The sequence below is a fragment of the Streptomyces caelestis genome (assembly GCF_014205255.1).
In the GTDB taxonomy this organism is placed as follows: Bacteria; Actinomycetota; Actinomycetes; order Streptomycetales; family Streptomycetaceae; genus Streptomyces; species Streptomyces caelestis.
The window spans coordinates 1555815-1570907 of record NZ_JACHNE010000001.1 but is presented as its reverse complement, the minus strand read 5'-3'; the positions used below and the strand labels follow the sequence as shown (position 1 = coordinate 1570907).

Sequence of the window (15093 nt, the reverse complement as noted above, 5' to 3'; positions counted from 1 at the left end):
GGGAACGCCAGGGCCCGGCGGCATTGTCAGTGCCGTGATTTAGGGTTTCTGACGTGGAGCCCGACCTGTTCACCGCCGCAGCCGAAGCACGCCAGGAGAAGGAGCCGTCCAGCAGCCCCCTGGCGGTGCGGATGCGCCCGCGCACCCTCGACGAGGTCGTGGGCCAGCAGCATCTGCTGAAGCCGGGCTCGCCCCTGCGCAGACTGGTCGGCGAGGCCTCCGGCCCGGCCGGTCCCTCCTCGGTGATCCTCTGGGGCCCGCCAGGAACCGGCAAGACGACCTTGGCGTACGTCGTCTCCAAGGCCACCAACGCCCGCTTCGTCGAACTGTCGGCGATCACCGCGGGCGTCAAGGAGGTCCGCTCGGTCATCGACGGCGCCCGCCGCGCCTCCGGCGGATACGGCAAGGAGACCGTCCTCTTCCTCGACGAGATCCACCGCTTCAGCAAGGCCCAGCAGGACTCCCTCCTCCCGGCCGTCGAGAACCGCTGGGTGACACTGATCGCGGCGACGACGGAGAACCCGTACTTCTCGGTGATCTCCCCCCTGCTGTCCCGCTCCCTGCTGCTCACCCTCGAACCGCTCACGGACGACGACATCAAGGACCTCGTCCAGCGGGCCCTGACCGACGAGCGCGGCCTCAAGGACGCCGTCACCCTCCCCGGGGAGACCGAGAGCCACCTCCTGCGCATCGCCGGCGGCGACGCCCGCCGCGCCCTGACCGCCCTGGAGGCGGCAGCCGGAGCCGCCCTCGACAAGGGGGAGACGGAGATCGGCCTGACCACCCTGGAGGAGACGGTCGACCGGGCCGCCGTGAAGTACGACCGCGACGGCGACCAGCACTACGACGTGGCCAGCGCCCTGATCAAGTCCATCCGAGGCTCCGACGTCGACGCCGCCCTGCACTACCTGGCCCGGATGATCGAGGCCGGCGAGGACCCCCGCTTCATCGCCCGGCGCCTGATGATCTCCGCCAGCGAGGACATCGGCCTCGCCGACCCGACCGCCCTGCCGATCGCGGTCGCCGCCGCCCAGGCCGTCGCCATGATCGGCTTTCCGGAGGCCGCCCTCACCCTCAGCCACGCCACCATCGCCCTCGCCCTGGCCCCCAAGTCCAACGCCGCGACCACCGCGATCGGCGCCGCCCTGGAGGACGTACGCAAGGGACTGGCCGGGCCCGTGCCCGCGCACCTGCGCGACAGCCACTACAAGGGCGCCACCAAGCTCGGCCACGGCCAGGGCTACGTCTACCCGCACGACCTGCCCGAGGGCATCGCCGCCCAGCAGTACGCCCCGGACGCCCTCAAGGACCGCGAGTACTACGAGCCGACCCGGCACGGCGCGGAGGCCCGCTACGCGGACGCGGTCGAGTGGACCCGGAAGAACCTCGGTCGAAAGCGGTCCTGAGCACCCTGTAAACTCGTTCGGAGTGCCGCGTCCCGTGCAGTCAGAACGGGACAGTCGGACGGAGCCCGGACCTCCAGGACCGGCTCCAGGAGCGTCGCGCACCGTCGAACGGTGTCGCGGGCAACCCACCACCACTCGTCGTACGACGGGACCGGTCGGTGGGCCACTCGCGTGCTGCACGTATGTGCCCAGACCAGGGGAGCGGCTGCCCGCCCCGTCCGCAGGGACGAGGAGGGTTTCCCCGGCTGCGGATGCGACCTCCCACAACCCTGACAAGCCGACACTAGGAAACGAGAAACAGTGGCGAACCAGTCCCGCCCCAAGGTCAAGAAGTCGCGTGCCCTCGGCATCGCGCTCACCCCGAAGGCCGTCAAGTACTTCGAGGCCCGTCCGTACCCGCCCGGTGAGCACGGCCGCGGCCGCAAGCAGAACTCGGACTACAAGGTCCGTCTGCTCGAGAAGCAGCGCCTGCGCGCGCAGTACGACGTGTCCGAGCGCCAGCTCGTCCGCGCCTACGAGCGTGCCTCCAAGGTCCAGGGCAAGACCGGTGAGGCCCTGATCATCGAGCTGGAGCGCCGTCTCGACGCCCTGGTCCTGCGTTCGGGCATCGCCCGCACGATCTACCAGGCCCGCCAGATGGTCGTCCACGGCCACATCGCGGTCAACGGCAAGAAGGTCGACAAGCCCTCCTTCCGTGTCCGTCCGGACGACGTCGTGCAGGTCCGCGAGCGCTCCAAGGAGAAGACCCTCTTCACGATCGCCCGTGAAGGTGGCTTCGCCCCCGACGGTGAGACCCCGCGCTACCTCCAGGTGAACCTCAAGGCCCTGGCGTTCCGCCTGGACCGCGAGCCGAACCGCAAGGAGATTCCGGTGATCTGCGACGAGCAGCTCGTCGTCGAGTACTACGCCCGCTGATCCTCGGCAGGCACGCGGTACCCCAGCCCGTCGTCCCCCCGCCCCTCCGGGCGGGCGAGGCGGCGGGCTTTCGCGAATCCGCCGTCCCCGGGCGGTAATCCGGTACGGAGCCGCATCCCCGGCGCGATAGGCTCGTCGCACGACTTTTTCGATGTTCAGGCACGTTTTCAGGGAGCGGGTGCACACAGTGTCCGGTGGAGAGGTGGCCGGAATCCTGGTGGCCGTCTTCTGGGCGATCCTGGTCTCCTTCCTCGCCGTCGCCCTGGCGAGGCTGGCCCAGACGCTCAAGGCGACCACCAAGCTCGTGGCGGATGTGACCGATCAGGCCGTCCCGCTGCTGGCCGACGCCTCCACGGCGGTGCGCTCCGCGCAGACCCAGATCGACCGGGTCGACTCGATCGCCTCCGACGTCCAGGAGGTCACGTCGAACGCCTCCGCGCTGTCGACCACCGTCGCCTCCACCTTCGGCGGCCCCCTGGTCAAGGTCGCCGCCTTCGGCTACGGCGTGCGCCGGGCCCTCGGCGGCCGCAAGGAGGACGTGCCCGGCAAGGCGCCGAGGCGTACCGTGATCGTGGGTCGCACGGTCTCTCGGCGCAACGCCCGAGGGAAGAGGGACTGAGAGCCAGCGATGTTCCGCCGTACGTTCTGGTTCACCACCGGCGTCGCCGCCGGAGTGTGGGCCACCACCAAGGTCAACCGGAAGCTGAAGCAGCTGACGCCCGAGAGCCTCGCCAGAACCGCGGGGAACAAGGCGATCGAGGCCGGCCACCGGCTCAAGGACCGCGCGGTCGACTTCGCGCTCGACGTCCGCGACAACATGGCGCAGCGCGAGGCTGAACTGGGCGACGCGCTCGGGCTCAACGCCCCCGTCGACCCTGAACTCCCCTCCCCCAAGCTCTCGGCTTCGCTCGAGCAGGGGGTACCCCCATCCCGGCGGCACGCCGCCATCGAGAACCGCACAGAGCCGAAGACGTACGTCATCGACACCACGTCGTCCACGTACAAGAAGAATTCGTACAACCGGAATGAGGACCACTGATGGAGTCGGCTGAGATTCGTCGCCGCTGGTTGAGCTTCTTCGAGGAGCGCGGTCACACCGTCGTCCCTTCGGCGTCGCTCATCGCGGACGACCCGACTCTGCTCCTCGTCCCCGCCGGCATGGTGCCCTTCAAGCCCTACTTCCTGGGTGAGGTCAAGCCGCCCTTCTCGCGCGCCACCAGCGTGCAGAAATGCGTGCGCACGCCCGACATCGAAGAGGTCGGCAAGACCACGCGCCACGGCACGTTCTTCCAGATGTGCGGCAACTTCTCCTTCGGCGACTACTTCAAGGAAGGCGCCATCAAGCTCGCCTGGGAGCTGCTCACCAGCCCCCAGGACAAGGGCGGTTACGGCCTCGACCCCGAGCGCCTGTGGATCACCGTCTACAAGGACGACGACGAGGCCGAGCGCATCTGGCACGAGGTCGTCGGTGTGCCGAAGGAGCGCATCCAGCGCCTCGGCATGAAGGACAACTACTGGTCCATGGGCGTCCCCGGCCCGTGCGGCCCCTGCTCCGAGATCAACTATGACCGTGGCCCCGAGTTCGGCGCCGAGGGCGGCCCCGCCGTCAACGACGAGCGGTACGTGGAGATCTGGAACCTCGTCTTCATGCAGTACGAGCGGGGCGAGGGCACCGGCAAGGACAACTTCGAGATCCTCGGCGACCTGCCCAGCAAGAACATCGACACCGGCCTCGGCCTCGAGCGCCTCGCCATGATTCTGCAGGGCGTGCAGAACATGTACGAGATCGACACCTCGATGGCCGTCATCGACAAGGCCACCGAGCTGACCGGCGTCCGCTACGGCGACGCCCACTCCTCGGACGTGTCCCTGCGCGTGGTCACCGACCACATGCGCACCGCCACCATGCTCATCGGCGACGGCGTCACCCCGGGCAACGAGGGCCGCGGTTACGTGCTGCGCCGCATCATGCGCCGCGCCATCCGCAACATGCGCCTGCTCGGCGCCACCGGCCCGGTCGTCAAGGACCTGATCGACGTCGTCATCGGCATGATGGGCCAGCAGTACCCCGAGCTCATCACCGACCGCGAGCGCATCGAGAAGGTCGCCCTCGCCGAGGAGAACGCCTTCCTCAAGACGCTGAAGGCCGGCACCAACATCCTCGACACCGCCGTCAGCGACACCAAGGCCGCCGGCTCCACCGTGCTGCCCGGTGACAAGGCCTTCCTGCTCCACGACACCTGGGGCTTCCCGATCGACCTCACCCTGGAGATGGCCGCCGAGCAGGGGCTGTCCGTGGACGAGGACGGCTTCCGCCGCCTGATGAAGGAGCAGCGGGAGCGCGCCAAGGCCGACGCCCAGGCCAAGAAGACCGGCCACGCCGACATGGGCGCCTACCGTGAGATCGCCGACCGCGCCGGTGCCACCGACTTCATCGGATACACCGACACCGAGGGCGAGTCCACGATCGTGGGCATCCTCGTCGACGGCGCCTCCTCCCCGGCCGCCACCGAGGGCGACGAGGTCGAGATCGTCCTCGACCGCACCCCCTTCTACGCCGAGGGCGGCGGCCAGATCGGCGACACCGGCAAGATCAAGGTCGACTCCGGTGCCGTGATCGAGGTCCGCGACTGCCAGAAGCCGGTCCCGGGTGTCTACGTGCACAAGGGCGTCGTCCAGGTCGGCGAGGTCACCGTCGGTGCCAAGGCCCACGCCTCCATCGACGACCGCCGCCGCAAGGCCATCGCCCGTGCCCACTCGGCCACCCACCTGACCCACCAGGCCCTGCGCGACGCCCTCGGCCCGACGGCCGCCCAGGCCGGTTCCGAGAACCAGCCCGGCCGCTTCCGCTTCGACTTCGGCTCTCCGTCGGCCGTTCCGACGGCCGTGATGACCGACGTCGAGCAGAAGATCAACGAGGTGCTCGCCCGCGACCTGGACGTCCGCGCCGATGTCATGGGCATCGACGAGGCCAAGAAGCAGGGAGCCATCGCCGAGTTCGGCGAGAAGTACGGCGAGCGCGTGCGCGTCGTGACCATCGGCGACTTCTCCAAGGAACTGTGCGGCGGCACGCACGTGCACAACACCGCCCAGCTGGGCCTGGTGAAGCTGCTCGGCGAGTCGTCCATCGGCTCCGGTGTCCGCCGGATCGAGGCCCTGGTCGGTGTCGACGCCTACAACTTCCTCGCCCGTGAGCACACGGTCGTCGCCCAGCTCCAGGAGCTGATCAAGGGCCGCCCGGAGGAGCTCCCGGAGAAGGTCTCCGCCATGCTCGGCAAGCTGAAGGACGCCGAGAAGGAGATCGAGAAGTTCCGCGCCGAGAAGGTCCTCCAGGCCGCCGCCGGTCTTGTGGAGTCCGCCAAGGACGTCCGTGGCGTTGGTGTCGTGACCGGTCAGGTCCCGGACGGCACGACCGCCGACGACCTGCGCAAGCTCGTGCTCGACGTGCGCGGACGCATCCAGGGCGGACGGGCCGCCGTGGTCGCCCTGTTCACGGTGGCGAACGGCAAGCCACTGACGGTCATCGCCACCAACGAGGCCGCCCGCGAGCGGGGCCTGAAGGCCGGCGACCTGGTCCGCGCGGCCGCCAAGACCCTCGGCGGCGGCGGTGGCGGCAAGCCGGACGTCGCCCAGGGCGGCGGTCAGAACCCGGCCGCGATCGGCGAGGCCGTGGGCGCCGTGGAGCGCCTGGTCGCCGAGACGGCCAAGTAAGAAACGGGTCTGGAACATGCGCAGAGGACGTCGACTCGCGATCGACGTCGGGGACGCCCGCATCGGGGTCGCCTCGTGCGACCCCGACGGGATCCTCGCCACCCCGGTGGAGACGGTTCCGGGGCGTGACATCCCCGCAGCTCAGCGACGGTTGAAGCAACTCGTCGAGGAGTACGAACCCATCGAGATCGTGGTCGGTCTCCCGCGCTCCCTCAAGGGCGGCGAGGGCCCGGCCGCGGTCAAGGTGCGGGGCTTCACCCAGGAACTGGCGCGCATGATCTCCCCGGTTCCGGTGAGACTCGTGGACGAACGCATGACGACGGTGACCGCCAGTCAGGGACTGCGCGCTTCAGGCGTGAAGTCCAAGAAGGGCAGGTCCGTCATCGACCAGGCGGCTGCGGTGGTCATCCTGCAACAGGCCCTTGAATCCGAACGGGTGTCAGGTAAAGCACCCGGCGAAGGCGTCGAAGTAGTCATCTGATCGCGATACGGTAACGTTCCGCGCGATGTGGCGGCATTCGAACAGCCACCGCACAGCAAGAGGCGGGACGGGAGCCGAGCCGGAAGCCGCGTGACCGCCGCCTCGCGGCTCTAGGGGATCGATGACTGAGTATGGCCGGGGCCAAGGCTCCGAACCGTGGCATCCGGAGGACCCGTTGTACGGGGACGGCGGATGGGGAGGAGAGCAGGCCCACCAGGGTCAGCAGTCCCCCTACGGCGGCCAGCCGCAGCACTATCCAGAGCAGCCACAGCAGCCGCAGTACGGCGACTGGGGCACCGGGGAGCAGACCGGATACGGTCAGGCGCAGCAGCAGTACCAGTACGACCAGCAGCAGTACGCGGCACAGGCCCACGGGCATCAGCAGTACCCGGGGCAGGGCAACCAGGGACACCAAGGGCACCAGCAGGACTCTGGGTACCACCAGCAGCAGTACGACAACGGCGGCTGGGCCGCCGACCCGCACCAGCAGGTCTCGTACCCCGGCGACCCCGCCGACCCGTACGGTCAGCAAACCGGCGCCTACGACGGGGGCCAGTCCGACTACTACGGCACGCCCGAGGCATACCCGCCACCGGAGCCGCCCGGCCGGCGTCAGGCCGAGCCGGAGCCGGAGACCGACTGGGACCCCGGCCCCGACCAGGGCGAACACGCCTTCTTCGCGGGCGGCGACGACGATGACGACGGCGACCAGCCGCGGGGCCGTCGCGGGCGCGACGACCAGCGGGGACGCGGCGGCAAACCCAAGAAGCGCCGCAACGGCACGGCCTGCCTGGTGGTCGTCCTGGTCCTCGGCGGCGGCCTGGCAGGCGTCAGCTACTTCGGCTACCAGTTCTTCCAGGAGCGTTTCGGCGACGCGCCGGACTATGCGGGCGACGGCAACGGGCAGGAGGTGACCGTCGAGATCCCCGAGGGAGCGCTCGGGTACAAGATCGGCCAAGTCCTGAAGAACGCGGGAGTCGTCAAGAGCGTCGACGCGTTCGTCGCAGCCCAGCAGAGCAACCCAGAGGGCAAGACCATCCAGGACGGCGTGTACACGCTGCAGAAGCAAATGTCGGCCGACAGCGCGGTCGAACTGATGCTCAGCCCGGAGAGCCGCAACAACCTGATCATCGCCGAGGGCAAGCGCAACGCCGACATCTACCGGCTCATCGACAAGCGGCTGGGCGTCAAGGAGGGCACCACCGCAGCGGTCGCCGAGGAGGACTACAAGAAGCTCGGCCTGCCCGACTGGGCGCTGAACCACGAGAACGTCAAGGACCCGCTGGAAGGGTTCCTCTATCCCTCCAGTTACGGCGTCAGCAAGGGGCAGAAGCCCGAGGACGTCCTCAAGCAGATGGTCCAGCGGGCCACGCGGACGTACGAGAAGATCGGGGTGGAGAAGAAGGCCAAGAGCCTCGGACTCGAGGACCCCTGGCAGTTGATCACCGTCGCGAGCCTCGTCCAGGCCGAGGGCAAGACGCACGACGACTTCCGCAAGATGGCCGAGGTGGTCTACAACCGCCTCAAGCCCACCAATACGGAGACCAACCAGCTGCTCCAGTTCGACTCGAGCTTCAACTATCTGAAGAACGAGAGCAACATTCACATCAGCGAGTCCGAGATCAACAGCAACAAGGACCCGTACAACACGTACACCAACAAGGGCCTGCCCCCCGGTCCGATCGACAACCCAGGGGACGTGGCGCTGCGGGCGGCACTGAACCCGACGAAGGACGGCTGGATCTACTTCGTGGCGACCGATGGCGTCAGCAAGACCGAGTTCGCCAAGAACAGGGCCGAGTTCGAGAAGCTCAAGGAAAAGTTCAATGCCACCACGGGCAACTGACGTCCAGCGGGCCGCGGTGCTCGGCAGCCCCATCGCCCACTCCCTGTCCCCGGTGCTGCACCGCGCGGCCTACGCGGAGCTGGGACTGACCGGCTGGTCGTACGACCGCTTCGAGGTCGACGAAGCGACGTTGCCGGGCTTCATCGAGAAGCTCGGCCCGGAGTGGGCCGGCCTGTCGCTGACCATGCCGCTGAAGCGGGCCGTCATCCCGTTGCTGGACGAGGTCAGCGAGACGGCGGCCTCGGTGGAGGCGGTCAACACCGTCGTGTTCACGGAGGACGGGCGACGCGTCGGTGACAACACCGACATCCCCGGCATCGTCGCCGCGCTGCGTGAACGGGGCATCGAGCAGGTCGGCTCCGCCGCGATCCTCGGCGCCGGCGCCACCGCCTCGTCCGCGCTGGCCGCGCTCGCCCGGATCTGCACCGGCGAGGTAGTCGTCCATGTGCGCAGCGAGGCTCGCGCCGCCGAGATGCGGCAGTGGGGCGAGCGGCTGGACGTGGAGGTGCGCATCGCCGACTGGTCGGAGGCCGAAGAGGCCCTGAGCGCTCCCCTCGTGATCGCCACGACCCCGGCGGGTGCGACGGACTCGCTCGCTTCCTCCGTGCCCGAGCGGCCGGCCACTCTGTTCGACGTGCTGTACGACCCGTGGCCCACGACGCTGGCGGCACGGTGGTCGGCCCACGGGGGAGCGGTGGTCAGCGGGCTGGACCTGCTGGTGCACCAGGCGGTCTTTCAAGTGGAGCAGATGACGGGAAGTTCTCCGGCTCCGCTCGAGGCCATGCGAACCGCCGGGGAACGGGCACTCGCCGCTCGATGAATGCGGGACGGAATTTCCCCTTGACCGGAATACGGAAGCAGGAATTCCAACCCTGATCATCCCCTCCGCCGTCGTTACTTTGTGACGGCAAGGCCTTTTCGGGCACGAGGGGAATGGAAATGCGTAGCAGCCTGTGGCTCGGGGTGCAAGGTCCTGGAATCCCGCACGGTGGGATCGACAGAAGCGCCAACAAGCCCGCCGGTAGGGTTTCCCTGCTGTACAACGCGTCGAACGGCTACGACTGCGTCGTGACGACGCACATCAATGGTTATGTCGGATTCGGCTCCCTGACCTGGCCGGCATTCTCGTCGAGGGCGGCAGCCGGAAGCGCGACAAGGATGAATGCAGCCCTTACGTCGGTCCTGTCTATGCCCAGGCCACCAATAAGTGTGTGAAGTACACCGGCGCTATCGCATACGTGGACAACGGCATCTTCTGGGACAGTTGCACAAGCGGTTTCGGGCACTGCGGCTGACCTCGTCGGCGAACGGCTGCGGCACCCTCGGCGATCAGTGAGGGTGCCGCGCACGCATGCCGGCTCTCCGCCACCGCTCGCTGTGTCCGTCACGCGGACCGATTCCGGCCCGGCCCCACCGACGTGGGAGGATCGGTGGTACCGGACGGGGCCGCGCACCCGGGTCGGGCCGTAGCCGTACGCGATGAGGTGCGTACGCTCGGCAGTAAGCAGGCCGCGAACACTGAGGAGCACCGTTGAGCAGGTTGCGCTGGCTGACCGCGGGGGAATCCCACGGTCCCGCACTCGTCGCGACGCTGGAGGGTCTTCCCGCCGGCGTGCCGATCACCACGGACCTGGTGGCGGACCATCTCGCGAGGCGGCGCCTGGGCTATGGGCGCGGTGCCCGGATGAAGTTCGAGCGGGACGAGATCACCTTCATCGGCGGCGTCCGGCACGGCCTCAGCCTCGGCTCCCCGGTCGCGATCATGGTGGGCAACACCGAGTGGCCGAAGTGGGAACAGGTCATGGCGGCCGACCCGGTCGACCCGGAGATCCTCGACGGCCTCGCCCGCAACGCGCCGCTGACTCGCCCCCGGCCCGGCCACGCCGACCTCGCCGGTATGCAGAAGTACGGCTTCGACGAGGCCCGGCCGATCCTGGAGCGGGCCTCCGCCCGGGAGACCGCGGCCCGGGTGGCCCTCGGCGCGGTGGCCAGGTCGTACCTGAAGGAGACGACCGGCATCGAGATCGTCTCCCACGTGGTGGAACTCGCGGCCGCGAAGGCGCCGTACGGCGTGTACCCGACGCCCGCGGACGTGGAGAAGCTGGACGCGGACCCGGTGCGCTGCCTGGACGCCGACGCGTCGAAGGCGATGGTCGCCGAGATCGACCAGGCCCACAAGGACGGCGACACCCTCGGCGGCGTGGTCGAGGTGCTGGCGTACGAGGTGCCGGTCGGCCTCGGTTCGCACGTGCACTGGGACCGCCGCCTGGACGCCCGCCTCGCCGCCGCCCTGATGGGCATCCAGGCGATCAAGGGAGTCGAGGTCGGCGACGGCTTCGACCTGGCACGCGTCCCCGGCTCCAAGGCGCACGACGAGATCGTCTCGACCGACGAGGGCATCAAGCGGACCACCGGCCGCTCCGGCGGCACCGAGGGCGGGCTGTCCACGGGTGAGCTGCTGCGCGTGCGGGCCGCGATGAAGCCGATCGCGACCGTGCCGCGGGCGCTGAAGACGGTGGACGTCGTCACCGGCGAGGCCACTGCCGCCCACCACCAGCGTTCCGACGTGTGCGCGGTGCCGGCCGCCGGCATCGTCGCCGAGGCGATGGTCGCCCTCGTCCTCGCCGACGCGGTCGCGGAGAAGTTCGGCGGCGACAACGTGGCCGAGACCCGGCGCAACGTCCGGTCCTACCTCGACAACCTGACCATCCGATGAGCCCGCTGATCGTGCTGGTCGGCCCGATGGGCGTGGGCAAGTCGACCGTCGGGCAGCTGCTGGCCGAGCGGCTCGGGACCGGCTACCGGGACACCGACGACGACATCGTCGCCGAGCAGGGGCGCAGCATCGCCGAGATCTTCGTGGAGGAGGGCGAGTCCGCCTTCCGCGCCATCGAGAAGGCCGCCGTGCACAAGGCGCTGGCCGAGCACGGCGGTGTGCTGGCACTGGGCGGCGGCGCGATCCTCGACCCCGACACGCGCGCGCTGCTCGCCGGGCATCGGGTGGTGTACCTGTCGATGGATGTCGAGGAGGCGGTCAAGCGCACCGGCCTCAACGCGGCCCGGCCGCTGCTCGCCATCAACCCGCGCAAGCAGTGGCGCGAGCTGATGGAGGCCCGCCGGCACCTTTACGAGGAGGTCGCCACGGCTGTGGTCCCCACCGACGGCCGCACCCCCGAAGAGGTCACCCGAGCCGCCCTGAACGCACTGGAGTTGAAGGAAGCATGAGTGAGGCAGTGACCCGGATCCAGGTCGGCGGCACGGCCGGTACCGACCCCTACGAGGTCCTCGTGGGCCGGCAACTCCTCGGCGAACTGCCCGGGTTGATCGGCGACAAGGCCAAGCGGGTCGCGATCGTCCACCCCGAGGCACTGGCCGAGACCGGTGACGCCCTGCGCGCCGACCTGGCCGGGCAGGGCTACGAGACGGTCGCCATCCAGGTGCCCAACGCCGAGGAGGCCAAGACCGCCGAGGTCGCCGCCTACTGCTGGAAGGCGCTGGGTCAGTCCGGGTTCACGCGCACGGACGTCATCGTCGGTGTCGGCGGCGGCGCGACCACGGACCTGGCCGGGTTCGTGGCCGCCACCTGGCTGCGCGGGGTGCGCTGGATCGCGATCCCGACCACCGTGCTCGCCATGGTCGACGCGGCCGTCGGCGGCAAGACCGGCATCAACACCGCCGAGGGCAAGAACCTGGTCGGTGCCTTCCACCCGCCCGCCGGTGTGCTCTGCGACCTGGCCGCGCTGGACTCCCTCCCGGTCAACGACTACGTCTCCGGACTCGCGGAGGTCATCAAGGCCGGCTTCATCGCCGACCCCGTGATCCTGGACCTCATCGAGTCCGACCCCGAGAGCGCCCGCACCCCGGCCGGTCCGCACACCGCCGAGCTCATCGAGCGCTCCATCCGGGTCAAGGCCGACGTGGTGTCGTCCGACCTGAAGGAGTCGGGCCTGCGCGAGATCCTCAACTACGGCCACACGCTCGGCCATGCCATCGAGAAGAACGAGCGCTACCAGTGGCGGCACGGCGCGGCGGTCTCGGTGGGCATGCACTTCGCCGCCGAACTCGGCCGCCTGGCAGGCCGGTTGGACGACGCCACGGCCGACCGCCACCGGACCATCCTGGAATCGGTCGGGCTGCCCCTGCACTACCGCCACGACCAGTGGCCCAAGCTGCTGGAGACCATGAAGGTCGACAAGAAGTCCCGCGGCGACCTGCTGCGCTTCATCGTCCTCGACGGTCTGGCCAAGCCCACGGTCCTGGAGGGACCCGACCCGGCCGTGCTGCTCGCCGCGTACGGAGAAGTCGGACAGTAAGTCCCCAGGCGCGCCTTCCGTCCGGAATCGCCTTACGGGGCCGGGCACTTCGGACCGCCCCCGGCCGTTCACACAACAATGGCCGGGGGCGGTACCGTTCGGTAGCAGCGGGTTCCGCCCCCGCTGTCAGCGCCCATCGCCTGTACGAGACGGAGTGGCACCGGATGCAGCACGCAGTGGGTTCTCCGCTGCCGCCGCCCCACCAGCCGGGGCACGGACCGGCCGTCGGCTGGTCACCGGCCGCACACCACCCGGGTCCGCACCACCCGGGCGCCCACCAGGGGTCCGCGCCCGTGCCCCCGCCGCCCCCGGCGCCCGGTTATCCCGCGCCTCCGCCCGGGTCCGCCGCGCCCCCGCCACAGGCCTCCGTTCCTCCGGTGCCGGACACCACCGGCCATGTGCCGCTGCCGCCCGGCGGTCCGGTCGCCATGCCCAGCGCGCCGCCCGCGACGGCGGTCCCCGACCCGGCCGGTACGACGCTCGCCGTGCTGCTCATAGGACCCGCGGGTGCCGGGAAGACCAGCGTCGCCAAGTACTGGGCGGACCATCGCCGGGTCCCCACGGCGCACATCAGCCTCGACGACGTACGCGAGTGGGTCCGCTCGGGCTTCGCCGACCCCCAGTCCGGGTGGAACGACAACTCCGAGGCGCAGTACCGCCTCGCTCGCCGCACCTGCGGCTTCGCCGCGCGGAACTTCCTGGCCAACGGCATATCCTGCATCCTCGACGACGCGGTCTTTCCCGACCGGCCCGTCGTCGGCCTCGGCGGCTGGAAGCGGCATGTCGGGCCCGGCTTGCTGCCGGTCGTCCTTCTTCCCGGGCTGGACATCGTCCTGGAACGCAACGCGGAGCGCACGGGCAATCGGCGGCTGTCGGACGAGGAGGTCGCCCGTATCCACGGGCGGATGGCCGGGTGGTACGGGTCCGGTCTGCCGATCATCGACAACTCGCAGCTGGATGTCCCGGAGACGGCGCGGGTGCTGGACGACGTGCTGGCCCGGTCCATCGCGAGCCCGCCGCAGTGGTAGCTGGGGTGTGGTTCCAGCTGCGGGCAGTCGTGCCGCTGGGGCGATGGGGGTCCCCCCTGCTCGAGCGAAGCCGAGAGCTTGGGGGAGGGTGGGCGCAGCGGCACCCCGTCGCGCCGGGCTGCGCAACGCCCCGGCCTCAGCTCCGACGCCCAGGACACTGAGACGCCGGGCTACGGGTCGGGCGTACCGCCCAGCCGTCGCGGGCGACCCCCACTCGGCCCTCCCGACCGGCGACATTCCCCCGGCGCTCGTAGGCTCGGGTCATGTCAGAGGTGTACGCGGCCCGCCGGACGCGTCTGAGGGAATACTGCAACGCGGGCGGCAGCGCGGCGGCGCTGGTCTCCCGCCCCGCCAATGTGCGCTATCTCGCGGGCGCCGCCCCGCACGGCGCCGTTCTGCTGCTGGGCAGGACCGAGGAACAGGACCTCCTGCTGTGCGCCGGCCCGACGGCCGACCGCCCTGCGCAGGAGCGCCCCGATGAGGCCTTGCGCGTACAGACCCTGCCCGGTGTCGGCGGGGGCGACCCGGCCGTCGCGGCCGTCGGCATCGCCGCAGCCCAGGGTGCCGACTCCCTCGCCGTGGAGGAGCATCACCTCACCGTGGCCCGGCACCGCGCCCTCGGCTCGGTCGCCCCCCGGCTGCGCCTGGCCAACCTCGGCGGCGCGGCCGAGCAGCTCAGGGTCGTCAAGGACGAGGAGGAGATCTCCTGCCTCCGCATCGGCGCCGAGATCACCGACCAGGCCCTCGGTGAACTGCTGGAGTCCATCCTCGTCGGGCGGACCGAGCGCCATCTCGCCCTGGAGCTCGAAAGGCGCCTCGTGGACCACGGGGCGGACGGCCCGGCCTTCCCCACCTCCGTCGCCACGGGGCCGAACGCCGGACGGCCCGGGCACCGGCCGACCGACCGCCGCGTCGAGGAGGGCGACTTCCTCTCCGTCTGCCTCGGTGCGACGTACCGCGGCTACCGCTGCGAGATCGGCCGGACCTTCGTCATCGGCACCTCTCCGGCGGACTGGCAGATCGAGCTGTACGACCTGGTCTTCGCGGCGCAGCGCGCCGGACGTGAGAGCCTGGTACCCGGCGCCGCCTGCCGGGACGTCGACCGCGCCGCCCGTCAGGTGCTCGACTCCGCGGGGTACACGGAGGGCCTCACGGCCCTGACCGGACACGGGGTGGGGCTCGAAATCGACGAGGACCCTCAATTGAGTCCCGCGGCCATGGGTAAACTGGACGCTTGCGTGCCGGTCACCGTCGAACCTGGGGTCCACCTCCCGGGACGGGGCGGTGTCCGGATCGATGACACGCTCGTCGTCCGCCCCGAGGCGGATGGCGGACCCGAGCTACTTACCATCACGACCAAGGAGCTGCTCGCCCTGTAGGCAGGTGCGTGCCC

General features: G+C 70.0%; 13 protein-coding genes. All 13 read left to right on the top strand.

Going from position 1 to position 15093, the window contains the following annotated elements; genetic code table 11:
• The first annotated feature begins 53 nt into the window (after positions 1-53).
• The 13 genes from HDA41_RS07030 to HDA41_RS06970 all read left to right on the top strand — a co-directional run bounded on the left by HDA41_RS07030 (position 54) and on the right by HDA41_RS06970 (position 15079).
• Complete coding sequence (locus HDA41_RS07030) at positions 54-1406, top strand: replication-associated recombination protein A (RefSeq protein WP_184981707.1); 1353 nt, start codon at positions 54-56, stop codon at positions 1404-1406.
• A 300-nt stretch (positions 1407-1706) separates the two neighbouring features.
• Positions 1707-2321 (top strand): 30S ribosomal protein S4, encoded by a 615-nt coding sequence (gene rpsD, locus HDA41_RS07025; protein WP_010046470.1) that lies wholly within the window; start codon positions 1707-1709, stop codon positions 2319-2321.
• Positions 2322-2499: 178 nt separating this feature from the next.
• Positions 2500-2940, top strand: coding sequence for a DUF948 domain-containing protein (locus HDA41_RS07020; RefSeq protein WP_184981705.1), 441 nt, complete (start codon positions 2500-2502; stop codon positions 2938-2940).
• 9 nt (positions 2941-2949) lie between these two features.
• Positions 2950-3360, top strand: a complete 411-nt coding sequence (locus HDA41_RS07015) for a hypothetical protein (RefSeq protein ID WP_184981704.1) — start codon at positions 2950-2952, stop codon at positions 3358-3360.
• Positions 3360-6032 (top strand): alanine--tRNA ligase, encoded by a 2673-nt coding sequence (alaS, locus tag HDA41_RS07010; RefSeq protein ID WP_184981701.1) that lies wholly within the window; start codon positions 3360-3362, stop codon positions 6030-6032. Before HDA41_RS07015 ends, alaS begins: the two co-directional genes overlap by 1 nt.
• Before the next feature lie 16 nt (positions 6033-6048).
• Entirely contained in the window at positions 6049-6513 is a 465-nt protein-coding gene (gene ruvX / locus HDA41_RS07005) for a Holliday junction resolvase RuvX (RefSeq protein WP_184981699.1), read from the top strand.
• A gap of 121 nt (positions 6514-6634) precedes the next feature.
• Positions 6635-8359: an endolytic transglycosylase MltG gene (gene mltG / locus HDA41_RS07000; protein WP_184981696.1), complete on the top strand. Its 1725-nt coding sequence runs from the start codon at positions 6635-6637 to the stop codon at positions 8357-8359.
• Complete coding sequence (locus HDA41_RS06995) at positions 8340-9179, top strand: shikimate dehydrogenase (protein WP_184981694.1); 840 nt, start codon at positions 8340-8342, stop codon at positions 9177-9179. The genes mltG and HDA41_RS06995 overlap by 20 nt, the downstream gene beginning before the upstream one ends.
• A 711-nt stretch (positions 9180-9890) precedes the next feature.
• Positions 9891-11075, top strand: coding sequence for a chorismate synthase (gene aroC / locus HDA41_RS06990; RefSeq protein WP_184981692.1), 1185 nt, complete (start codon positions 9891-9893; stop codon positions 11073-11075).
• The gene (locus HDA41_RS06985) at positions 11072-11584 is read left to right on the top strand and encodes a shikimate kinase (RefSeq protein ID WP_184981688.1); all 513 of its coding nucleotides are present in this window, start codon (positions 11072-11074) and stop codon (positions 11582-11584) included. The genes aroC and HDA41_RS06985 overlap by 4 nt, the downstream gene beginning before the upstream one ends.
• Positions 11581-12672 carry a 3-dehydroquinate synthase gene (gene aroB, locus HDA41_RS06980; protein ID WP_184981687.1) on the top strand — a complete coding sequence of 364 codons (1092 nt, stop codon included), beginning with the start codon at positions 11581-11583 and terminating at the stop codon, positions 12670-12672. Before HDA41_RS06985 ends, aroB begins: the two co-directional genes overlap by 4 nt.
• Before the next feature lie 164 nt (positions 12673-12836).
• Complete coding sequence (locus HDA41_RS06975; RefSeq protein WP_184981686.1) at positions 12837-13700, top strand: Pro-rich N-terminal domain-containing protein; 864 nt, start codon at positions 12837-12839, stop codon at positions 13698-13700.
• A 263-nt stretch (positions 13701-13963) separates the two neighbouring features.
• Positions 13964-15079 carry an aminopeptidase P family protein gene (locus HDA41_RS06970; protein WP_184981684.1) on the top strand — a complete coding sequence of 372 codons (1116 nt, stop codon included), beginning with the start codon at positions 13964-13966 and terminating at the stop codon, positions 15077-15079.
• Positions 15080-15093: the final 14 nt, after the last annotated feature.

Excerpts from the sequence above, each read along its gene's own strand:
- ruvX (WP_184981699.1), top strand. The coding sequence starts at position 6,049 with ATGCGCAGAGGACGTCGACTCGCGATCGACGTCGGGGACGCCCGCATC.
- HDA41_RS06970 (WP_184981684.1), top strand. The coding sequence starts at position 13,964 with ATGTCAGAGGTGTACGCGGCCCGCCGGACGCGTCTGAGGGAATACTGC.
- aroB (WP_184981687.1), top strand. The coding sequence starts at position 11,581 with ATGAGTGAGGCAGTGACCCGGATCCAGGTCGGCGGCACGGCCGGTACC.
- HDA41_RS06975 (WP_184981686.1), top strand. The coding sequence starts at position 12,837 with ATGCAGCACGCAGTGGGTTCTCCGCTGCCGCCGCCCCACCAGCCGGGG.
- mltG (WP_184981696.1), top strand. The coding sequence starts at position 6,635 with ATGACTGAGTATGGCCGGGGCCAAGGCTCCGAACCGTGGCATCCGGAG.
- HDA41_RS06985 (WP_184981688.1), top strand. The coding sequence starts at position 11,072 with ATGAGCCCGCTGATCGTGCTGGTCGGCCCGATGGGCGTGGGCAAGTCG.
- HDA41_RS07015 (WP_184981704.1), top strand. The coding sequence starts at position 2,950 with ATGTTCCGCCGTACGTTCTGGTTCACCACCGGCGTCGCCGCCGGAGTG.
- HDA41_RS06995 (WP_184981694.1), top strand. The coding sequence starts at position 8,340 with ATGCCACCACGGGCAACTGACGTCCAGCGGGCCGCGGTGCTCGGCAGC.
- alaS (WP_184981701.1), top strand. The coding sequence starts at position 3,360 with ATGGAGTCGGCTGAGATTCGTCGCCGCTGGTTGAGCTTCTTCGAGGAG.